Genomic DNA, 21,340 nt, shown 5'->3' on the forward strand with positions numbered 1-21,340 from the left:
TATTTAATTATGTCCATGCATATTCAAGAGCTGAGATAAATTAATTATCACTGATATTATTAATAATAAAAATGCAAACACTCGTTAAAGAAGATAGTGTTTGCATTTGAAAAAACTTTATTGACGTCATTTATTCAGCCTTTTCAATTTTTATTGATTTCGAGTTGCCTGTACCTAGAGCTTTTTTGGGAATAGTTACCCATAACATGCCTTTTTTGAAAGACGCCGTTGCTTTGTCAACATCAGCAGTTAAAGGCAATGAAACAGTTCGCTCATAGCGACCATAAGTAATTTCTCGACTTACAAAATTTTTCTTTTCATCTTTCTTGGATGTAGACTTTTCACCTTCAATTGTTAACTTATTATCATTGAAAGTCACTGTAATGTCTTTTTCACTCATGCCTGGCATCTCAGCTTCAATTTTAAAAAATTCTTGATCTTCAATTATATCCAGAGCAGGGGAAAGTTTAATATTTTCAAATTTTTTCAAATCGGTGCTCATGGGCTCAAATAAATCGTAAAAATCATTCATTGCATGATTTACTTCTTGCTGAAGTCTCAAGAAAGGACTGATAACATTTTCACTTTGATGATATTTCTTTAAACTAGCCATTGACTTATCTCCTTATCCATAAATTAAATATGAAAGCTTCTCTGGTAGAATAATAATGCCATAGGAGTTATCAATATAATTTTAGACCAAAAAGCAACATAACGCACAAAAATTAGCCATATTGGGACATTCCCTATAGATTACCTCAGTATATGCTGATGCAAAAATTCAGCTAACTCAGGTTCCGTTAAATTAAGTATGTCATTTTTTATATTATGAGTTACTAATTCTTTTACGTGCTTATTGAGGTGCTGAAATAAAAGCCCATTCATATGGGGTGGAGCTACAACAATCAGATTTTTGTAAGCCTCAATATTCCTGTCGTTATTCAGCTCTTTAGCCACTTGTCTTGAAAAATCATCGATTTGTATTTCTTTAGGATCTGAGGGTTGCGCGAATGTTCCGTGAGCTGGGTTATCAGTCTTATAGCGCCCGGGTTTGTCTGAAGTTAATTCGATATCCCTAAGTTTGCTTTCAGGGTGCAGGATTTCTTTAAGTAAAGCTAGTTGATAGGGTTTTGTACTTAATTCATATATTCGGCATTCATTCGAATTTAAGATAAGAACCCATGTTGCATGTTGATTGGATGACATTATAAGTACTCCATTACTTTCATACGATTAATTTATAATTGTAGTATATTTTGCCATATTCGCTGGATTTGGTATGGTTTTCCATGTCATATTGTCAAGATGTCCCAAGTTTTTGGCTCAAATTATGATGATTTGAGTAAGGCTATTTATTGACGGGTTAGGACTTATATTCTTAATTTAATCTATCAAGGATTGATTGATGCGTAATAAGATAATCAAAAAAGAAATAATTAAAAGTGATGAGTTATTACCGAATTTACAAGATTATCCTTTATTTTGTTCTTCATTCAGTTGGGAAAATATGGCAAAAGAACTGGATGGGTTGCCATATGAGAGGGGAATCAATATTGCCTATGAAGCAATCGATAGGCATAGCCTACAAGGCAAAGCAAACAAAATTGCTTTACGATTTATTGGGAAGAACAATAATGTAAAGGATCTTACATTTCAAAATTTAAAAGATTTAAGTAATCAATTCGCGAATGTTTTACACTCTCTTGGTATAAGCAAAAATGACCGGGTCTTTACACTCTGCGGTAGAGTACCGGAATTATATATCACTGCTCTTGGAACCTGGAAAAACAGAAGTGTATTTTGTCCTCTTTTTTCAGTTTTTGGACCAGAACCTATTTATTCAAGGCTCTCGATAGGTTCTGGAATAATTCTAATAACAACTGAAGAATTATACCGAAAAAAAATAAGTGATATCCGAGCGTCACTGCCTGAACTCAAGTACGTTCTTGTAATTGGAGATAACAGTAAATTTAAGAACACATTAAATTTTCACGAATTGTTATCTAAAGCTTCATCACAGTTTACGATTGAACCTACTGATCCTAATGATAATGCCTTACTCCATTTTACCAGCGGCACAACTGGTAAACCCAAAGGTGCTATGCATGTTCACCAAGCGATTCTTGCTCATCTGATGACTGGAAAATTCGCATTGGACTTTCATGAGGATGATATCTTTTGGTGCACTGCCGATCCAGGTTGGGTTACGGGTACTTCCTACGGTATTATTTCGCCCCTTGTTAATGGTATTACTAGCATCATCGATGAGTGTGATTTTGATATTGAGCGATGGTTTAATATTCTTGAAAAAGAAAAAGTAAGCGTATGGTATACAGCTCCAACAGCAATCCGCATGATGATGAAAACAGGAACTGAACAAGTCCGTCAATATCAATTACCCCAACTTCGGTTTATTGCAAGCGTTGGTGAACCTCTTAATCCTGAGGCAGTTTGGTGGGGAATGGATGCATTTAATCTCCCTATTCATGATAATTGGTGGCAAACAGAAACAGGCGGCATCATGATAGCTAACTATGCCAGTATGGATATTAAGCCTGGATCAATGGGGCGTCCTTTGCCTGGAATCGAAGCCGCTATTGTTAAGATTGATTCAACCGGAACCATACATTTCATTAAAGAAAGTGGTGTTAAAGGAGAACTTGCATTAAAAGCGGGATGGCCTTCTATGTTTCGAGGTTACATCCATGAAGAAGAGCGCTACAAAAAATGTTTTGTCGAAGGATATTATTTTAGTGGTGATTTAGTTACCCGTGATGAAGACGGCTATTATTGGTTCGTGGGACGAGCTGATGACATCATCAAATCATCAGGGCATCTCATCGGCCCATTTGAAGTTGAGAGCATTTTGATGGAGCATCCGGCTGTTGCTGAGGCGGCGGTTATTGGTAAACCAGATCCAGTGGCAATGGAACTTGTAAAAGCTTTTGTTTCTTTAAAGCCGGAATTTCAGGAAAGTGAGGAGTTAAAACTTGAAATCATGGGATTTGCTCGTAAGCGCCTCGGAGCTGCTATCGCCCCGAAAGAAATTGAGTTTTTATTGAGCATCCCCAAAACACGAAGTGGTAAGCTCATGCGTAGGCTTCTAAAAGCACGTGAATTAGGACTGCCAGAAGGTGATACATCAACTTTGGAAACTAACTTATGAACGATTTAGATTTGCTTTATCAAATGATCTTGATTCGTAGATTTGAAGAAAAAGCAGCGGAACTCTATACCGAAGGTAAAATCCGTGGTTTTTTGCATTTATATATTGGTGAAGAAGCCATAGCTGTAGGTTCAATGAGTGTTCTTAGTAAGGATGATAATATCATAGCCACCTATCGTGAACATGGCCATGCATTGGTGCGCGGTATCCCTGCAAGTTCAATTATGCTTGAAATGTTTGGAAAACAAGAGGGGTGTAGTCATGGCCGTGGTGGTTCAATGCATTTATTTGATATCACGAATAAATTTTATGGCGGGAATGCTATTGTTGGTGGGGGGATCCCCCTGGGGGTTGGTCTTGCCTTAGCTGATAAAATGCAAAATAAACCTGCATTAAGTGCTTGTTATATCGGTGATGGCTCTATAGCTGAGGGCGTATTTCATGAGTCGGCAAATATAGCTGCTTTATGGAAACTCCCTGTTTTATTCCTATGTGAAAATAATTTTTATGCAATGGGTACAAAACTATCTGAATACGAATCTCAGACCGATCTCGCCAAAAAAGCGAGAAGTTATAATATGCCTGCAGCAACAGTTGATGGAATGGATGTTATTGCCGTAAAAAAAGCAACAGAGAAAGCAGTTAATTACATCCGTAATGGAAAAGGACCTTATTTCATCGAATTTCAAACCTACCGATTTCGTGCACATTCTATGTATGATCCCGAACTTTATCGCGATAAAGCAGAAATTGAGGAATGGAAAAAACGTGATCCTATCGATAACTTTTTTTCAAAACTGATGACACTAGGCAAGGCAACTGCTCATGATTTGGATCAGATAGAAAAGAAAGCCCGGGCTGTTATTTCAGATGCAATTGCCACCGCTGAAAAGGGGACATGGGAACCTATCGAGCATTTAACTAATAATATCTACCATGAGGGTGATGCAATATGACGACCCAACTAATGACTTATCGAGAGGCATTGCAGACCGCACATCGAAGAGCCCTGCAACGTGACCCAAGGGTGTTTCTTATGGGAGAGGATGTTGGTGCCTATGGTGGAACTTATGCTGTGAGTAAGGGACTTTTACAAGAATTCGGCCCCCAAAGAATTCGTAATACTCCTCTGTCAGAAAATGCGTTTGTAGGGATAGGTATTGGAGCAGCACTTGGAGGCATGCGTCCTATTGTCGAGGTGATGACGATTAATTTTAGTTTATTAGCTCTGGATCAAATCGTTAATCATGCCGCTACTTTTTGTCATATGTCGGGAGGACAGCTATTTATGCCCTTGGTTATCCGAATGGCAACTGGCGCTGGTCGCCAGGTTGCTGCGCAACATTCTCATAGTTTTGAGGGATGGTATGCTCATATTCCTGGAATTAAAATTCTCACCCCTGCGACTGTTGAAGATGCGCTTGGTATGCTTCTTCCAGCACTCCAAGATCCCAACCCGGTTTTGATTTGTGAACATACAACTCTATACAATCTTGAAGAACAAGTGAATTCCGAGATTGAAGAGGTTTCTATTGATAAGGCTGTAATTCGAAGATCAGGGACTGATGTTACTATTATTGCTTATAGTGCTATGGTGCATAAAGCATTAAAAGCAGCTCAAGAATTATCAGAAGAGGGGATCAATGCGGAAGTCATTGATTTGCGTATACTTCGTCCACTTGATACAGAGACAATTATTGCATCAATAATTAAAACTCATCGAGTCGTTGTTGTTGATGAAGGATGGAAAAGTGTAAGTCTTTCTGCGGAAATAATAACAAGAGTTATTGAAAATGCATTTTATGATCTGGATGCTCCACCAATAAGGGTCTGTACCAAGGAAGTTCCTATTCCTTATCCTAAACATCTCGAAGATGCCGCAATCCCGCAAGTGCCATCCATTAAGGAAGCCTGTAAAAAAGTGGTAGGTCATCATGTATGAATTTAAAATGCCCTCATTAGGGGCGGAAATGACCTATGGAACGCTTCTTGAGTGGAGCATTGCAGTAGGAGATAAAGTAAAGCCTCATCAAATTATCGCTGTTGTCGATACCGATAAAGCAGCCATTGAAGTAGAATCTTTTGGGGAGGGCATTGTCGAACAATTGATAACAATGCCTGGTGAAAAAGTTCCTGTGGGTACTGTGATGGCATTAATCCGCGAAAGTACAGATAAAGTGGTTTCTCCTCTTGAGCCTAAATCCGTCCAAAAAATTAAAATAACTCCTTTAGCCAGAAAAGAAGCAAAGGAATTAAATATAGATATTTCTCAAATTCAAGGCACTGGTCCTGATGGCGTTATTACTGAAGAGGATATCCGAAAAAAATGCAAGCCAACTTTAGTTAAAGAAGACCATACTGAGTCTATGAAAAAAGTGATTGCAGCAGCTATGGCTAGATCAAAACGGGAAATACCCCATTATTATCTATCCAGTGAAATTGATTTAAAAAAGGCTTTGAATTGGCTTGAACAATACAATAATAATCATCCTGTCACTGAACGCATAGTCTATGCTGCGTTGCTTATCAAATCAGTAGCTCAAGCAATAAAGGAGTTTCCTGAGTTTAATGGGTTTTATATCAATAATGAGTACAAAGCAAGCGAATCAATACATATAGGTATGGCTGTTTCATTGCGTGGCGGAGGACTCATTACACCAGCTCTGTTAAATACGGATAAACTGGGTTTAGCTGAGGTAATGAATAATCTGACTGATCTGGTGAGTAGAGCCAGAGCAGGAAAACTCAAAAGTACTGAGCTTTCAGATTCTACTATCACCATTACCAATCTCGGAGAGCTAGGAGTAGACTCTGTATTTGGCGTGATTTATCCACCACAGGTTGCCCTAATTGGTTTTGGTAGGATAAAGCCGGAACAAACTATGATTATCACTCTTTCTGCAGATCATAGGGTTACAAATGGCCATGTAGGAAGTCGTTTTCTTTCACGTATTGCTAAAATTTTACAGGAACCTGACCAATTATGAGTAATGATTCTAAATCTATTGATGAAATTAGAATGGTATTTTTACAGTCACTGCATCAGATTGCCCCTGAAATTGATTTTCAAAATGTTAGTCCGGATACTATTTTACGCGAAGAATATGAGATTGATTCGATGGATTTTTTGCGCTTTATCGTTTTACTTCATGAAAAACTAAAAATAGATATTCCAGAAAAAGATTATCCGAAACTGGCCACACTAAAAAGCAGTTTGACCTACCTGAACGAAAAAATAAATCAGCATTGAAACTAATTTATTTGATTTTTTAGCTCTTCTAATACAGGAGCTAGTTTCTGCAATGTCTTTCATCTACGCAGCCATGCTTTGCGCAATTCTTCAAGCGCTAATAGGATTAAAGCGAACGGTAAAATAAATACCCATACTGATAATGGCAGAGGGGCTGTGTCCAGTAAATAATTACCTAATGGCGTATAGTTGATGACGATCAACACGATGATTTCCACCAGGACCCCCCAAGTGATCAGGGCATTACCGCCTAAGCCAATGGAAAATAAAGAACGTCTTGTACTGCGGCACAAATAGACATTAACAATTTGCATCACAATAATCGTACTTAAATATGCCGTCGTAGCCTGTAAATACAATGGGTTATTGTGAGCTAATACCTGTCCGTAATGCCAACCACCACGTATGAGTACATAAAAAAAAGCGCCCATAGCCACAATAGCTTCCATTAACCCTAAAAAACAATAGGCACGCATGGCTAGAAATGGATTCATTAAACGCTCGTTAATTGGTCTTGGAGGTTTGCGCATTAGCTCCGGATTAGGCGATTCGACACCTAAGCCCAATGCAGTGAGTGAGTCAGAGCCCATATCAATAGCCAGTATTTGTAAAGGGGTTAATGCGAGTGGAATTTTAAACAATACAAAACCAAGATAAGGCATCAGCTCAGGCACATTATGTGCAAGTACATATGTCAAAAATTTACGAATATTAGCAAATACGGCGCGCCCCTCTTCGATTCCATTGACAATACTGGCAAAGTTATCATCTAACAAGATCATATCAGCGGTTGACCGCGCTACATCAGTACCACTCATTCCCATTGCAATACCAATGTGCGCAGATTTTAATGCTGGCGCATCATTTACACCATCCCCAGTCACTGCCACAATATGGCCTTTCATTTTAAGGGCTTGTACAATAAGCATTTTTTGCTCGGCTTTAACACGTGCAAAAATTATCTGTGGATTATCAAGTGCTAACTGTAATTGTGTCATAGAAAAATGACGCAGTTGATCACCTGTAATCACTAGCGGATTATTGTCATGGAGCAAATTAATTTTTTGAGCAATAGTTACGGCAGTACGAGGATGATCACCCGTAATCATAATAATACGTACACCTGCCTCTAAACATCGCGTGATTGCCGCTGGTACTTCAGGGCGTGGTGGATCATCTAGTCCCACTAAACCACAACACGTTAATTCACTTTCGCTCGCATGATGAACCTTGGCAGCCTCTATATTTTTATAGGCAAAGGCTAGAACCCTTAGCCCTTTCTCCGCCATTTCAAGCTGCAACTGTATCAGCCTGTTTTTATGTTTTTCGTCCAAAGGCATTAATTTACCATTTATCAAAATGGACGTGCACAAAGGGAGGACACTTTCAGGTGCCCCCTTACAGAAAAGTCTAATCCCAGCATCATATTGTTGCACTACTGATAAACGCATACGATCCGAATCAAACGGTATCGTATGCAAACGCACAGCTGATTCAAGTGTTGGAAGACAATACTTGGCCATTTGTAATAACGCAACTTCCATTGGATCACCCAACCAGGTTTCATTCTGGGACCCATGCAAGTCGTGGCAATAAGCTGCACATTCAAAAAATAAATGGTTTGTTACTACTTCAGGTGATGCTTTATTGATATCAGCCCGATCAACGCATGTAATGCCAAAAACGAGTTGCTCAACAGTCATGCAATTTTGAGTCAGTGTACCGGTTTTATCGGTGCATATCACTGTGGTTGAACCAAGCGCCTCAATGGCTGGTAAATGACGAATTAATACATTACGTTTGACCATGCGTTGCGCCGCGAGCACCAGTGACAAAGTGAGTGTCGGCAAAAATCCTTCAGGAACCATAGCGATGAGAATACCAATGGCAAAAATAGCATCCTGCCATAAGGGTATTCCTAGAAAGTGCCCAACAATGAAAAAAGAAATGCCTAGAACAATAGCTATTGCTGCAATCAGATAGCTAACATAAGCCACTTCTTTGCGAAGGGGAGAAACTTCTTCATTACTATGTTGGGTTAAATGGGCAATTTTACCGAATTCCGATTGCATACCGGTTGCAAACACGATGGCCTTTCCTTCTCCGCTAACTACAACGGTACCCGCTAATAAGACATTATTCGCACTGAGGAGACTATCTTGCATACACACCTTGGCATTGCGTGTCTGTACATGTGATTCACCTGTAATTGTGGCATTATTAACCCGAAGTGTATTCGCTTCAATTACCCTTGCGTCCGCCGGCACGTTGTCACCTTGTTCGAGTAAAATCACATCGCCAGGAACTAATTGTTCCGCAGGAATGATGGTAATGAGGTTATTTCGAATTGTTTTAACTCGTGTAGGCAATAATTTTTGCAATGCTGCCAGAGTTTTTTCAATCCGATACTCCTGCCAAAAAGAGAATAACGCTGAAATGATAATCACTATCACTACCGCATATCCTACTTTAGCCATCCCCTTGCCTGGGTCGGCCCATTCGCTTAAAAATGAAAGTGCCGCCGCCACCCACAGAATTAACGAAAAAAAATGGGTTAACTCATAAAAAAATTGTAACCATAATGGGGTTTGGCGAACGACTGGAATGCAATTTTGACCATACTCTTTTAGACGACGATCTGCCTCAAGTGGCGACAATCCTTCAGGCCCACTATGCAGACTAGCGAAGACATCAGACATCTCAAGCTGATATATCTTCATATTGACTCACACAATCCGTTTTAAATAAGTTTAGATATAAACTTAAGCGATTGCACAGGGAGAGCATTGCAATATGATTAAAATTGACTAAAATCTTTTTGTACTCTATTGCAGAAGACTTTCGAAGGATATGGAACAGCATTACCTAGAATTTACTATAATGTTATTTGACATAGTGGAAGTGATAGAGCGGATAGGTTCAGTATCCTTGTAGTGCTTTAGGTATTTTGCGATGTGAAAATGGAATATGAATATGGCAAACAATTTAAACGAAAGAACAATTAATTCTTTTTTAATCGACCTTAAAGAAGAAAAGCGAATTTTTAACCTGGTCAAAAATGGCATAACGATTACTGATGCGAATTCTACAATTATTTATATTAATCCGGCATTTACAACTATTACAGGCTACAATAAAAGTGAAGCCATAGGAAATAATCCTGGAATGTTGCATTCAGGGTATCATGGCAAAGACTTTTATGAACAAATGTGGGCAGACATTACGAATAATGGGGCATGGGAAGGGGAAATTTGGAACCGAAGGAAGTCTGGACAAATTTATCCTGAATATTTGACCATCTCAAAAATTCATTTTGCAAACAGCGAACAACTGTTTTATTTAGCCATTTTCTCAGACATCACCTATCTGAAGAGCGACATCAAGAACAAGTATCATTTAGCATTTTATGATCCCCTAACCGAACTACCAAACCGTAACCTTTTTCGAGAACGGGTGAGCAAGATTTCAGATAATAAATTTGATGAAAAAACAGCTCTTTTATTTATGGATTTAAATAAATTTAAATACGTCAATGACACATTTGGACATTGTGTTGGCGATAAGTTATTGAAACTTGTTGGAAATCGGTTTTCTGCCATTACAAGGAAGGAAGATACGATTGCCAGAGTTGGTGGGGATGAGTTTGTAGCGATTGTTTCACTCAATGAAGAGCCGTGGCTCGAGAACTATGCTAATCGTATTGTTAATGCCATTGAGCAGCCTTTTGCAATTGATGGAAATAAAGTTAATGTATCCATCAGCATTGGAATTAGCATTTATCCCAAGGATACAGATAATATCGATCAGTTGATTGAATATGCTGATAAGGCAATGTACCATGCTAAAAAACACGACTTACGTATTCAATATTATTGTGATATTTAACTGGATGCCTCCTGAAAAATAACTGTTAAAAGTAGGGATTAAATCAGGATACACATATCCCTATGCAATTTGAGTAAAACGCTTGCTAAATCCATTTTTCATTTGCAGTAAAGGCGATGGTTAGCCAACGTTGAGGTGTGTCTTTTCCAATGGCCAATGCGATTTCATTACGAATTTCATCCAGGGTTTCAATGCTTGAAATGGGAAAACTCTTGGGCACTACTATATGTATTTCAATAAATTGTGCACGTCCTATTTTTGCAACGTAGCTTGTATAGGTTTTAAAATTACGCTGTTTGGTAAGCTCATCTAAAAAATCTCTTATCTTTTCATCAAGCTCCAAGGGTGCCATGCGAAATATGTCTCGCATTGCATCACGGATTGCGGCCATAGGCACAAAAATCAAACAAGCAGTAAGAATCGCTAAAATAAGGGGATCAATGTAGGGGGTAAAATATCCGTAAGCCCCACCATCAAGCAAGGTTGCGATACCAAATGCCAATAGAAGCGAAACGGAAATCAACGCAGACATTAACCAGCTTTGAATATCTAGTCGCAAGAATTCAGATTTAATTTTGCGATTTTTTTTTATCAAATAAAAATACATGCTGGTTGATAAAAAAAACACCAAAAGAGCAAATACAAATGCCCAATCAAAATTCAGCTCATGCCCGCCGGACATTAAACTACCTATTGCATTGATCATCGCATAAGTACAGAGAAGTATTAGAATACTTCCATTCAAAACAAGAACCATAGGTTCAATATGCCAGTAACCGTATTGAAATCTCCGATTCCCTTTTCTTGTTAAAAGGCGGGCAACAAAAAAGGCCAGGATTGACATAACAGTATCAACCATATTAAACATACCGTCAAAGACGATAGCCAATGAGCCCGACAATAGTCCAAATAATATACCTATCACGGCTAAGAGAAAGGTAACAGTTATTGATATTTTAAGAGCTCGTCGTTCATGAAGTCCCTCTTGTACGTTCATTTGAGTGATATCCTGATATTAAATAATGCAATATCTTTATATATTATTGCTTTAAAAGCTTTTAATAAATCCATAGACCTATATTATTAGGTCTTTTAAATAAGAACCCTTCTTTTTTTGTGGATTTTAGAACACTCAATTTATTTTACGCACATTAACTTTGCGTCCTTTTAATTTCCCACTTTGTAAATATTGGTACGCTTTATCAGCTTGGCTGTGGTGGATTGCAACATAGGAGTATATGGTTGTGATGTTAATTTTACCAATCGTGTTGCCGGCTAATCCTGCATCTTTGGTTAATGCCCCAAGGATGTCACCAGGGCGAATTTTATCTTTTTTACCGGAAGCAAGACAGAGTGTAACCATTTCTGGCATTAAGCGCGTGCTAGAGTTATTTTCTAACTCATGAATGTTCCCCCAATGAATGGGCTGTGGGAGGTTGTCTTCAATGATGCAAATTCGTTGTGCATCTGCTGGCGTTATAATGCTTAAGGCAATGCCTTTACTTCCGGCTCGTCCAGTTCGACCAATACGATGAATATGGACGTCATGATCATAAGCGAGATCAAAATTAATCACTGCAGAAAGTTCCTTTATATCAAGTCCTCGCGCCGCAACATCAGTGGCAACAAGAATAGAACAACTTTGGTTGGCAAAACGCAAGACAGCAAGATCACGATCGGCTTGTTCCATGTCTCCATTTAAAGCGACTGCACTGAATCCTTCGCAGATGAGTTGGTCTGTAACTTCTACAGTTTGTTGTTTGGTATTACAGAAGATTAATACTGAAGCGGGTCGATAGTGCAATAGTAATGCTTTTAATAGGGGAAATTTCTGAGCTTGTTTCTCGACTTCATAAAAATGTTGTTCAATATTAATTTCTTCAGGATGCGTCTCTACATAAATTTCTTTCGGGTTCTTCATGAATTGTTTTGATAGCTGTTTGATCTCTTCAGGGTAGGTTGCGGAAAAAAGTAAGGTTTGTCGTTGTTTCGGACAAATCGAAATAATGCTCTTAATGTCATCAAAAAATCCCATATCCAGCATTCTATCTGCCTCATCTAAGACTAAAGCTTTTACCTGAGATAAGTCTAAAGAGGCGTTTTTTAAATGCTTAAGAACTCTCCCCGGTGTTCCTACAATGATATGAGATCCATGCCGTAATGAATCTAGCTGAGGCTTCATCGGTATGCCACCAGATAAATTAATAATTTTGACATTGGGCATGAAACAAGCTAAGCGACGGATGGCTTGACTTACTTGTTCTGCCAGTTCCCGAGTAGGGCAAAGAACCAAGCTTTGTACTGCAAAAAAAGAAATTTTCAAATTATTTAATAAAGACAAAGAAAAAGCAGCGGTCTTTCCACTCCCTGTTTTTGCCTGAGCTATAATATCTTCATTTTTAAGAATGATGGGCAGACTTTGCATTTGAATCGGAGTCATACGTTCATAATTTAACGAAGCAAGGCTCTTTATTAATTCTTGACGAAGGGGGAATTGAGAAAATGATAGGTGTTGCTCAGTGTATTCTGATTGATTCATGAAGTTGCCTCCCCATTGTGCTTAATTTGCTATTGATTCGTATAAGACTTGGTTCGTCGGTTTGCACCGTAATTATGTTTGCAGCTCTTTTCCAATAATTTTCTGTTTTCTTAATCGATAAATGCCGCCAGTTCACTCTTTGTAAGTAAAATGGGTAGATATACATAGGTACAAATACATTAGGATAATCTGTGTGCTCGCCAAACTGTTTAATATATTAAAAATTAGTATAAATTATCGAGAACGCCTGCGGGAGGTGTAATTCTCTTGGGTTATAACTACTTATAATGTCCTCAAAGTAACCACTACAACTACAGTGAGATATAGTGGTAAAAAAATATTAGCTATTTCAATTAAAGAGCTATTATATTTTGTGCTTGAAGACCTTTAGCTCCTTGCGTCACAATGAATTGTACTCGCTGGCCCTCTGTGAGGGTTTTAAAGCCAGAACTTGAAATTTCTTTAAAGTGGGCAAATACATCCGGACCGCCTTCTTGCTCAATAAAACCAAATCCTTTCGCTTCGTTAAACCATTTAACGACTCCATTTACTGTTTTAGACATAGTTGTTCCTAATTGTTTATTATAATGCCTGTATAGGCGAATTTAGCCGGAAACCGGTCAAGAATTAAAAACTACCTAACGAGGGATTAAATGAATAAAACGACGATTTGGAGAGAATAAAATAGACATTTTTCTAGCTGAAGATAGGTTACTACTCTTTAAGGTTATAAGTCAATCTTATTAGTAGGAAGGCGTTGTTTAAACCCTTCAACTACTCCATTTAGGCCATTATAAATAAAGAATTGCATCAACATTTTATCTTCTTTTTCTTACTGCATTTATAATAAATTGACGACCTTCTGTTGTATTTTTATGAGCTTAAGCTTGCTGTTTTGGTATCGTTCACGATTTCTGTCGATTAAGGTGATATGTCCAACCTTGCGATTAGGGTAAGGACTTTTACCGTAATCATGATAATGAACTCCTGGTATCTTAAGGCAAGAATGGATGGGAAACATCTTGCCAAGACAGTTTACTAAAAGGCAATTACTAATCAATTCACAATTACCTAAGGGTAGAGAAAAAATTGCACGTAAATGATTTTCAAACTGACTGGTTACTGCCCCTTCAATAGTTAGATGTCCCGAGTTGTGAACCCTGGGAGCGATTTCATTGACCATTAAATTGCCGTCTTGGTGAAAAAACTCGATGGTCATGACACCAACATATTCCAAAGAATACATAATCTTTTTGGCAATAGTTTGGGCTTTTTGTTGCAATAGATTATTTTCTAATGGAGCTTCAGACCATTGGAGTATGCCATGAGCATGTTGATTTCTAATTAGAGGATAAAAATGTATTTCATCTCGCTGATTTCTTACAGCAATGAGAGATAGTTCATCCTGAAAAGGAACGAACTGCTCCAAAATTAAATCGCAAGACTGTAGCCTATCCCAGGCTTTTGCCAAGTCAGGCAGCTCATTAATAGCATATTGTCCTTTGCCGTCATAACCAAATCGTCTTGTTTTCAAAATGGCGCGCTTATTCCAACTTGTAAACGTATCATGCAGTTCATCCTGTGTTTCAATCGCGGCAAAACGCGCAGTTTTGATCCCTAATGATCTTAAAAATGATTTTTCCAATAAGCGATCTTGAGTAATTTTAAGTGCTTTTGTAGTGGGGTAAAATGGAACTTTTTCGGCAATCAATTCAGCGCAAGCAAAGGGTATATTTTCCGTTTCAAACGTGACGCAATCCACTTCATTACACAACTCGATGAGTGCCTTCTCGTCACAGAATGGCGCTGAAACCAGACGTGTTATATCACGGATACAGGGATTGGGATCGGGTGATAAGCAGACAGTGCGAATCCCTAACGAGTGTGCAGCAAGAACCAGCATTTTTGCTAATTGTCCACCACCTAAGATACCGAGTTTCATAATAACTCCAATTGGGGCTGATTGGTTTCAAGAACTTTTTGACTTTGTTGTGCCCGATATTGATTTAAGCGCTCACAAATCTCTGTATCGTTATTTGCAAGGATTGCTGCAGCCAAGAGTGCCGCATTAATCGCTCCGGCTTTACCAACAGCTAAAGTACCAACAGGTACGCCTGCTGGCATTTGAACTATAGAAAGCAGTGAGTCTAAACCATCAAGTAAAGCAGAAGGGATTGGTACACCTAAAACAGGAAGCCTCGTCATTGCTGCCATCATTCCTGGAAGGTGTGCTGCACCACCAGCGCCAGCAATAATAATCTGTATTCCCCGGTCTGCGGCACTTCGTGCATAGTCATAGAGTTTTTCTGGTGTTCTATGCGCTGATACAATTTCTGTTTCAAAAGAAATTTTTAAACTATCTAATGTTTTTGCTGTCTCACAAAGTATTTTCCAATCACTTTGAGAACCCATAACGATTCCAACCAAGGTTTTATTTTGCATCTGAATTCGCTCCTAAATTGGTTATATTTCTAAGGATTACAATTATTACAATATTGAGGATCTGCTGAATCTAAACCGTCTTTTCGAGCGCGTGTGTCGCGATAATCACATTGGATACAACCCCAGATTTCTTGCTGGTATAACGATGTTGCTGAGGTACATACTTTGCAAGGGAGATGGCCGGATGTTTCTTTAAACCCAAAGCCGGGAGTACAACAATGGGGACAACAACATTGAATTCGCTCGGCTAACTTTTGGGCGAGTACAGAAATCGCATGCATCCGCGTTGGATTCATCATGGCTCTCATATCCGTTGCAAGAAAGAGTTCTTTTTCTTGTTGGAATCCAAGATCCAAGGCCGTCTCGAGCGCCTTGATGTCTCTAATCCCTTTCGCAATGACCTTTTTGTCACTATTGGTTTGTAGGGTCAGTGCATGCTCGGGAAACCCCGCTTGTTCTAAAAAGTTCCTTAGCTCTGTTTGTGGGGTTAGGGTCATCATGCGGTAATTTGTTTTGGGTGTAGTATATTGCTCTGTAATAACCCAATTGTTTTTGCGATCTAAAAACACCATGATTTCATGGTCACTGGCAATAAAGGGAAATGCTGGATGAGGGCCAAAACTTCCCTCGCTTGCAATTGCTAACTCATACCCATAATGTTCTGCGGCACGTCTTGCCTTTAAAACACAGGTATCATAGGGACTTAATGTCCTTGCTATTTCACCAGTAAATGTACCAAATTGGTCGGTATCAAATTCGTGCACATCAAGTGTGCACGCGAGTTTTTCAAAAAATACATCGGCGATTGCTTTTTCTTTCTCATGTTTTGAGGCAAGTAAAACTGACTGATTCTGATAATGCATGATTAAGCCCCTGTGGTTGAATGAAAATAATCCATTCGCGCTACATCTACATCGGAGACAAACATAACGCCCGAATTCTGTTGAAATAAGGTTTTCATTCCTAAGGCAAGGGTTGCTATTACCTCCTCAGGAGCTACGGCAAGAAACATAATCAGTGAAGCCCTGTCGTTGAATAATATTTTTCCCTCATGAAATCCATTATGACCTTTGCCTGAGATGTTTCTTAATAATGTAAATCCAGTGACTTTTGCTTCCTCCATCATCGAGCTGATGAGCTGCTCGTGCTCGCCAGAGACTATGATTTCTATTTTTTTCATTGGATGTAGGTTAATCCCAATATCTTTACGTTCTTGAACTTTAATAACATTCATTTTTTTCTCCTTGTTTTAGTTCGCTAAAATCCAATTGCCTTTTTGATTCAGTTTGTAGGCTAAACCAGTACTCGGTTCAATGAGGACAAGGTGAACCCATTCATTGAAGAACAATGTTTTTAATACCGCTTGTCGTTCGATGATGTTTGATACAAGTGCCTGTGGTGCATAAACTACAGTCAGTAAACGTTGCGGCTGATGGTAGGGGCTTTCATCACTGCTCATCACCGATTGCAGGGGAAGACCATGCATTAAATCGCTGCCATTACCTTGCATGATGCCAATTTTACCCGTGACATTGTGAGTGATTTTGCTGCCACTTCCATAAGCAACGTTATCGAGGGTTGAAAACAAATATTGGGTATTAATCCATTGAGCAACTACCATGGGTGCAGTCAGAATCGTTTCAAGAAAACTCCCTTCAGGATCTTGTTCCCAATCATAAGAATGCAAAAAACATCGACCATCAAGATTGATGTTTTTTGTTAGAGTGCGAGGGGCAACAATAAAAGCGGCATTACGTGCAAGACCCCATTCAGGTCTTGTTTCAGACCAATCCTGACTTCTTCGCTTAATGTCCTTTGCTGCATCGGTTGAATTTAATTTTCGACCTCGCTCAAAATTATTGCTGGATTTTGCCTCCTCCAAATCAATAAGCAACTGATTTAGTAGGCTTGGATAAATGATTTTACTTGATTTCAGATTATAAATTTCAACGGAGTCGGTAGTGGTATTATGAAGTGCACCATAAAACACTGTGTCGAGAGGAATATGAATGCCTTTAACCTCTAAAGCGCTTCGCACTTCTGTTTTATTAAGTATTGCGGCTAATAATTGGGCATTGACTCCACCATGATTCCCACCACATGCACCACAATCTAAAGCGGAAGCATAGGGATTATTTTCTGTAGCACTTCCATGACCACAAAGAATAATGAGCTTTGCAAAATCTGAAGTAAGCCCCATGAGGTGTAATACGGTTTCGGCATAGTCAATCTGCTCGCTTAGGGCGATGCCATGTTCCAAATTGGCCTCATTTAATTCAAACGAAGGCTCTGTTTGGATTTTGGGGGCAATGTAATGGTGTAATGCTTGGCTCGATTGCTTGGTCAAACTTGGAGCCAGCGATTGAAACAACATCTTCAAACCACACCAAGCGCCAAGTGTTTCAACTAATGCAAAAGGAGTTGCAAAATTATATTTTAATTCTTGATACATCTTGCTAAGGTTGGACTTAATTGCTTTTCCCTGTTGGTGTTGTTCAATAAAACTTGCATTTGCAGCACTTGGCCTTTCATCGATACGATAACGTGGTTTTAATAATACAGGACAGCAGTCTTTTGTTTTACCACTCTCAAATTCCTGAACACGAATAGGTAAACCAAAAAAGCCAGCAAATCCCAGTGTTTCATAATTGCCCAACCTCTCTATAGCTCTGCGAATGGGTTCGGAGCGAACATCAATACAAAACACAAGTTGCGCATCAGCTCTTTGAGGCTTCTTTGCCAATTGATTGACTTGAAGCAAAAGTATTTTCATCAAATTTTGCTCATAGTGCTTTTCAGTGCTTTTTATTTCTTCAAGAGTTTGTTGAACCAAAGAACCATCTTCTTCGCTTTTTTTTTCCTGGGAAGCTTCTGGCCAGAGCAAACACGTAATCACGAGGCGTACTGCAAGAAAATCCATTAGGGTAATGGGTTGTTTGTCTACTGTCGTTGGATTGTGCCAGTGAGTTTTCCATTTCACAAAGCCAGCCCAACCTGGTAAATGAAGAAAGGTTTGGGTGATGAACTCTTCTTCTTTTTCCTTGGGCACCTGGAGTTTATTCAGACAAAGAATAATTGCCTCTTCAGCTTCTTCAGGTAATTCCATTAACCATTTTTTTGCCTCTTTTTTATTACGATGAAGCTTTTTATCAAAACAAGCTAGTTTTAAAAATCCGAAATAGAATCCTTTATCTTGATGCGGCATTTCGATAGCACCTTGTCCTGCATCAAAAAAGCCGCCACACCATTTAATCATGTGCAGGTTGACGTCTTCTAAAGCACGATTGCGTGTCATTTCCTTTCGTCTAAAACCACCCTTTGCTAAGGCTTCTTCAAAAGTTTGTGCTTCAAATCCTTGTAAGGGGTTGCACGCTATAAAGGTTTCAAGAGGCCAAACTGGGGCAATCCGTTTGGCAGCATTGTCCACTAATGCACGTACTTCAAGTTTCTTATTTTTGGTTTTGGCTGAAATATTTTTTTTTATAGATTGCTCATTTGTCTTTTCTTCGTTCGTTATTACTTTTGCTGTTCTCATGGTTACTCCTCAGGATAATTAGTATTTATAACTAGACCGCAGTGTGGTTACAGTTTTTGGCGAAGGTTGGCTTTGATTGAATAAATTCATGTAAAGCCAACACCAGAAATTGGTTTCTTTAATTTTTTTCAGTAATCCAAGATTAAACATAAGCCAGGGCAATACCAGAAGAACCAAGATTATCAGATGCAGTATCGAAAGCTTGGGTAAGTACAGCTGGGTCAAATTAGGAAGTAACATCTCAATCAGATGAATACTTCCACCATAAAGCAAACCAGCTAAGGAAGACATAAATAATCCAATCGTTATATTAGTGATGGCCAAGCGATTGTTCATCAGTGTCAACATCAGTTGAGTTCCTGCAATGAATGCAAATACCAGTAAAAAGGAGGTTGCTTGCAGAGATAAAATAGGCTTGTTAGTCATGAAGGCAAAGCCCAACATGCCGACGAGGCCGCCAATACTTGCAATGATTAATACAATTGGTTTGTATGCGTGGATTTTAGGTTCATTATTTTTTTGCGTCATGACCGATCCAGAGCTCAGGAACAGATAAGCTTTGAATAGACCATGCCAACATAAATGGGCAACAGCTGCTGCAAATAGTCCTAGACCGCATTGCATCATCATAAATCCCATTTGCGCCAAAGTTGAGCAGGCTAACATTCTCTTGATGTCATGCTGCATGAGCTTCCAAATGGTTCCCAAGAATGCTGAGACGCCACCAAGAATAAATACAATCATGAGTAAGCCAGTGGATACTGAAAATAGAGGTGCAAACTTTACGATGATGATACCGCCGCCATTGACAAGACCTGCATGCATCAGAGCAGAAACAGGAGTTGGTGAATTTAAAGAGCTAATAAGCCAGCGATGAAAGGGCCAAATGGCCGACTGAGTTAAAGCGGTGAGTGTGATAAGAGTCATCACAGCTGTAAAAATAGACGAATTTACAAACTGTTTCTCTGCTAAAGCTTGAATGGAAGCAGTGTCACCACTTAAAGTGATTAGAATAACGGCTGCTAACAAGCTGATGCTACCTGGTAATAGGGTACTTAGAGCGAGCCGTCCTGAGTTTTTGGCAGCAGTCCATTCTCTCTTATGAACCATTAAGAAAATTAAGAAAAGGTTACTTATCGACCAGGAAATCCAGAACAGAAAGAGGTTATCGGCAAGAACCATAACTATGGCACTCAGAGTAATGGCTGCCAAGCTACAAAAGTAACGAGAATAGAGTTTGTCGCCATCCATATACCTTAGGGAAAATCGATGAACGGTAAAGCTTACCAATAAAATTAAAGTGGACAGTAATAAACTTAAGGGATTAAAACTGATAAATGGGTACGTTTTAGCTGTTTCTGAAAAAGTGAAATGACCTAATAAAAAAAGGCCGCTTATAAAACCAAACCCTACAAAATAACTTGCCCAACGAGCAGCTAATACAGCTTTTTTCCTGCCGCTGCCACAGTTAATTAGCAGCGCAAGTGCTGGACATGCCAGAAGCGCACCATATAAAGAATTTATTATCGTATTCACAGCATTCCTCATTAGAAATTGTTTTGCTACAATGTAAATATATAAGATAAACTTATATAAGTTAAATTAATAATATTAATGTTTGTCATTAGGAATTCTAATGAGTCTTGATACAGTGACTTTGCAATGCTTCCTGGCGGTAGCAGAAACCCAAAGTTTTACAAAAGCCGCACTCCGAGTGGGGCGTACGCAATCGGCGATCAGCCAGCAAATTGCAAAACTCGAACAGTTAATTGAAAAACCATTAATTCTTCGAGGACGTGAGTTGTCTTTGACACCAGATGGAGAGCTTTTTTTAGGCTATGCAAAAAAGATTTATGAACTTCATCGTGAATCACTGGACCGTTTTAAAGCACCTGAGTTGCATGGAGAGATTCGTTTTGGTCTGCCTGAGGATTTTGCTTCAATGATTTTATCGGATGTACTGGTTGAGTTTTCACGACATCATCCCCGGGTGATGCTCAATGTTGAATGCGAACTCACTCTTAATTTAATCGAGCGTTTTAACCAAGGCGACTTTGATTTGATTTTAATTAAAACCAATCAAATAAATCATATTGCTGAGGGTGTCAATGTTTGGAATGAGCCAGTAGACTGGGCAGGCAAGAGAGAACTTCTTACTCAACTCAACAAAACCACACCAATTCCACTGGTGCTTTCACCAACACCTTGTATTTATCGTGGTAATGTGATTGATTCTCTAGACAAGAATCATTTGAATTGGCGCCTTGTGTTTAGTAGCCCAAGCTATGCGGTGAAAATGGCTGCTGTGCGCGCTGGCTTAGGAATTACTGCGATACAACGGAGCATGATTCCCAACGATCTTGATCGCCTTGATGAGGATTTTTTACCTAAGTTGAGTGATATTCATGTATCCTTGTTAAAAAGAAAGAAACAGAACAAGGCTATTGAATCGCTTGAGTATTTCATAATGAAAAAATTAAAACATTGATGTCTTTAAATAAATAAAAAGGATATTTAGGAAAA

At 38.9% G+C, this 21,340-nt stretch carries 19 protein-coding genes; 7 read left to right on the plus strand and 12 right to left on the minus strand.

Going from position 1 to position 21,340, the window contains the following annotated elements; genetic code table 11:
- Positions 1 to 130 precede the first annotated feature (130 nt).
- Together ELY20_RS05930 and ELY20_RS05935 are read right to left on the minus strand one after the other, a co-directional pair.
- On the minus strand, positions 131 to 613 hold the full coding sequence (locus ELY20_RS05930) for an Hsp20/alpha crystallin family protein (RefSeq protein WP_110143857.1): 483 nt from the start codon (positions 611 to 613) through the stop codon (positions 131 to 133).
- 140 nt (positions 614 to 753) lie between these two features.
- Positions 754 to 1,206, minus strand: a complete 453-nt coding sequence (locus tag ELY20_RS05935) for a host attachment protein (RefSeq protein ID WP_110143856.1) — start codon at positions 1,204 to 1,206, stop codon at positions 754 to 756.
- A gap of 199 nt (positions 1,207 to 1,405) precedes the next feature.
- On the opposite strand from ELY20_RS05935, the gene acsA reads away from it, so the two are divergent.
- From acsA to ELY20_RS05960, 5 genes are read left to right on the plus strand one after another with little or no spacing between them, the layout of a single operon-like run.
- Positions 1,406 to 3,166 (plus strand): acetate--CoA ligase, encoded by a 1,761-nt coding sequence (gene acsA, locus ELY20_RS05940; protein ID WP_110143855.1) that lies wholly within the window; start codon positions 1,406 to 1,408, stop codon positions 3,164 to 3,166.
- On the plus strand, positions 3,163 to 4,122 hold the full coding sequence (pdhA, locus tag ELY20_RS05945; protein WP_110143854.1) for a pyruvate dehydrogenase (acetyl-transferring) E1 component subunit alpha: 960 nt from the start codon (positions 3,163 to 3,165) through the stop codon (positions 4,120 to 4,122). Before acsA ends, pdhA begins: the two co-directional genes overlap by 4 nt.
- Positions 4,119 to 5,108, plus strand: a complete 990-nt coding sequence (locus ELY20_RS05950) for an alpha-ketoacid dehydrogenase subunit beta (protein WP_110143853.1) — start codon at positions 4,119 to 4,121, stop codon at positions 5,106 to 5,108. Before pdhA ends, ELY20_RS05950 begins: the two co-directional genes overlap by 4 nt.
- Entirely contained in the window at positions 5,101 to 6,153 is a 1,053-nt protein-coding gene (locus ELY20_RS05955) for a dihydrolipoamide acetyltransferase family protein (protein ID WP_110143852.1), read from the plus strand. Before ELY20_RS05950 ends, ELY20_RS05955 begins: the two co-directional genes overlap by 8 nt.
- Positions 6,150 to 6,416: an acyl carrier protein gene (locus ELY20_RS05960; protein ID WP_110143851.1), complete on the plus strand. Its 267-nt coding sequence runs from the start codon at positions 6,150 to 6,152 to the stop codon at positions 6,414 to 6,416. Before ELY20_RS05955 ends, ELY20_RS05960 begins: the two co-directional genes overlap by 4 nt.
- A gap of 59 nt (positions 6,417 to 6,475) precedes the next feature.
- Here ELY20_RS05960 and ELY20_RS05965 read toward each other — a convergent pair whose 3' ends face one another.
- Positions 6,476 to 9,136: a cation-translocating P-type ATPase gene (locus ELY20_RS05965; RefSeq protein ID WP_110143850.1), complete on the minus strand. Its 2,661-nt coding sequence runs from the start codon at positions 9,134 to 9,136 to the stop codon at positions 6,476 to 6,478.
- Between the two features lie 253 nt (positions 9,137 to 9,389).
- Between ELY20_RS05965 and ELY20_RS05970 the strand changes: the two genes are divergently transcribed.
- Positions 9,390 to 10,301, plus strand: a complete 912-nt coding sequence (locus ELY20_RS05970) for a GGDEF domain-containing protein (RefSeq protein ID WP_158618865.1) — start codon at positions 9,390 to 9,392, stop codon at positions 10,299 to 10,301.
- An 85-nt stretch (positions 10,302 to 10,386) separates the two neighbouring features.
- Here ELY20_RS05970 and ELY20_RS05975 read toward each other — a convergent pair whose 3' ends face one another.
- The 9 genes from ELY20_RS05975 to ELY20_RS06015 all read right to left on the minus strand — a co-directional run bounded on the left by ELY20_RS05975 (position 10,387) and on the right by ELY20_RS06015 (position 20,353).
- Entirely contained in the window at positions 10,387 to 11,298 is a 912-nt protein-coding gene (locus ELY20_RS05975; RefSeq protein ID WP_110143848.1) for a cation diffusion facilitator family transporter, read from the minus strand.
- A gap of 135 nt (positions 11,299 to 11,433) precedes the next feature.
- Positions 11,434 to 12,840: an ATP-dependent RNA helicase DbpA gene (gene dbpA, locus ELY20_RS05980; RefSeq protein ID WP_110143847.1), complete on the minus strand. Its 1,407-nt coding sequence runs from the start codon at positions 12,838 to 12,840 to the stop codon at positions 11,434 to 11,436.
- A gap of 353 nt (positions 12,841 to 13,193) precedes the next feature.
- Positions 13,194 to 13,403: a cold-shock protein gene (locus tag ELY20_RS05985; RefSeq protein ID WP_110143846.1), complete on the minus strand. Its 210-nt coding sequence runs from the start codon at positions 13,401 to 13,403 to the stop codon at positions 13,194 to 13,196.
- A gap of 278 nt (positions 13,404 to 13,681) precedes the next feature.
- Positions 13,682 to 14,782 (minus strand): 5-(carboxyamino)imidazole ribonucleotide synthase, encoded by a 1,101-nt coding sequence (locus ELY20_RS05990; protein ID WP_110143845.1) that lies wholly within the window; start codon positions 14,780 to 14,782, stop codon positions 13,682 to 13,684.
- Complete coding sequence (purE, locus tag ELY20_RS05995) at positions 14,779 to 15,282, minus strand: 5-(carboxyamino)imidazole ribonucleotide mutase (protein WP_110143844.1); 504 nt, start codon at positions 15,280 to 15,282, stop codon at positions 14,779 to 14,781. The genes ELY20_RS05990 and purE overlap by 4 nt, the downstream gene beginning before the upstream one ends.
- 29 nt (positions 15,283 to 15,311) lie before the next feature.
- Positions 15,312 to 16,145 (minus strand): DUF6671 family protein, encoded by an 834-nt coding sequence (locus tag ELY20_RS06000; protein WP_110143843.1) that lies wholly within the window; start codon positions 16,143 to 16,145, stop codon positions 15,312 to 15,314.
- Between the two features lie 2 nt (positions 16,146 to 16,147).
- Positions 16,148 to 16,516, minus strand: a complete 369-nt coding sequence (locus ELY20_RS06005; protein WP_110143842.1) for a P-II family nitrogen regulator — start codon at positions 16,514 to 16,516, stop codon at positions 16,148 to 16,150.
- 15 nt (positions 16,517 to 16,531) lie between these two features.
- Positions 16,532 to 18,817 carry a DUF2309 domain-containing protein gene (locus tag ELY20_RS06010; protein WP_110143841.1) on the minus strand — a complete coding sequence of 762 codons (2,286 nt, stop codon included), beginning with the start codon at positions 18,815 to 18,817 and terminating at the stop codon, positions 16,532 to 16,534.
- An 18-nt stretch (positions 18,818 to 18,835) separates the two neighbouring features.
- Positions 18,836 to 20,353, minus strand: a complete 1,518-nt coding sequence (locus ELY20_RS06015) for a proton-conducting transporter transmembrane domain-containing protein (RefSeq protein ID WP_199739242.1) — start codon at positions 20,351 to 20,353, stop codon at positions 18,836 to 18,838.
- Positions 20,354 to 20,453: 100 nt separating this feature from the next.
- Here ELY20_RS06015 and ELY20_RS06020 point away from each other — a divergent pair, with 100 nt between their 5' ends.
- Positions 20,454 to 21,305 carry a LysR substrate-binding domain-containing protein gene (locus ELY20_RS06020; protein ID WP_110143839.1) on the plus strand — a complete coding sequence of 284 codons (852 nt, stop codon included), beginning with the start codon at positions 20,454 to 20,456 and terminating at the stop codon, positions 21,303 to 21,305.
- The last annotated feature ends 35 nt before the right edge of the window (positions 21,306 to 21,340 follow it).

This window comes from Legionella qingyii, from assembly GCF_003990155.1.
Classification (GTDB): domain Bacteria; phylum Pseudomonadota; class Gammaproteobacteria; order Legionellales; family Legionellaceae; genus Legionella; species Legionella qingyii.

Bases quoted from the DNA above. Each gene is read 5' to 3' on its own strand.
- ELY20_RS05930 (WP_110143857.1), bottom strand. From the start codon at position 613: ATGGCTAGTTTAAAGAAATATCATCAAAGTGAAAATGTTATCAGTCCT.
- ELY20_RS05935 (WP_110143856.1), bottom strand. From the start codon at position 1,206: ATGTCATCCAATCAACATGCAACATGGGTTCTTATCTTAAATTCGAAT.
- acsA (WP_110143855.1), top strand. From the start codon at position 1,406: ATGCGTAATAAGATAATCAAAAAAGAAATAATTAAAAGTGATGAGTTA.
- pdhA (WP_110143854.1), top strand. From the start codon at position 3,163: ATGAACGATTTAGATTTGCTTTATCAAATGATCTTGATTCGTAGATTT.
- ELY20_RS05950 (WP_110143853.1), top strand. From the start codon at position 4,119: ATGACGACCCAACTAATGACTTATCGAGAGGCATTGCAGACCGCACAT.
- ELY20_RS05955 (WP_110143852.1), top strand. From the start codon at position 5,101: ATGTATGAATTTAAAATGCCCTCATTAGGGGCGGAAATGACCTATGGA.
- ELY20_RS05960 (WP_110143851.1), top strand. From the start codon at position 6,150: ATGAGTAATGATTCTAAATCTATTGATGAAATTAGAATGGTATTTTTA.
- ELY20_RS05965 (WP_110143850.1), bottom strand. From the start codon at position 9,136: ATGAAGATATATCAGCTTGAGATGTCTGATGTCTTCGCTAGTCTGCAT.
- ELY20_RS05970 (WP_158618865.1), top strand. From the start codon at position 9,390: ATGGCAAACAATTTAAACGAAAGAACAATTAATTCTTTTTTAATCGAC.
- ELY20_RS05975 (WP_110143848.1), bottom strand. From the start codon at position 11,298: ATGAACGTACAAGAGGGACTTCATGAACGACGAGCTCTTAAAATATCA.
- dbpA (WP_110143847.1), bottom strand. From the start codon at position 12,840: ATGAATCAATCAGAATACACTGAGCAACACCTATCATTTTCTCAATTC.
- ELY20_RS05985 (WP_110143846.1), bottom strand. From the start codon at position 13,403: ATGTCTAAAACAGTAAATGGAGTCGTTAAATGGTTTAACGAAGCGAAA.
- ELY20_RS05990 (WP_110143845.1), bottom strand. From the start codon at position 14,782: ATGAAACTCGGTATCTTAGGTGGTGGACAATTAGCAAAAATGCTGGTT.
- purE (WP_110143844.1), bottom strand. From the start codon at position 15,282: ATGCAAAATAAAACCTTGGTTGGAATCGTTATGGGTTCTCAAAGTGAT.
- ELY20_RS06000 (WP_110143843.1), bottom strand. From the start codon at position 16,145: ATGCATTATCAGAATCAGTCAGTTTTACTTGCCTCAAAACATGAGAAA.
- ELY20_RS06005 (WP_110143842.1), bottom strand. From the start codon at position 16,516: ATGAATGTTATTAAAGTTCAAGAACGTAAAGATATTGGGATTAACCTA.
- ELY20_RS06010 (WP_110143841.1), bottom strand. From the start codon at position 18,817: ATGAGAACAGCAAAAGTAATAACGAACGAAGAAAAGACAAATGAGCAA.
- ELY20_RS06020 (WP_110143839.1), top strand. From the start codon at position 20,454: ATGAGTCTTGATACAGTGACTTTGCAATGCTTCCTGGCGGTAGCAGAA.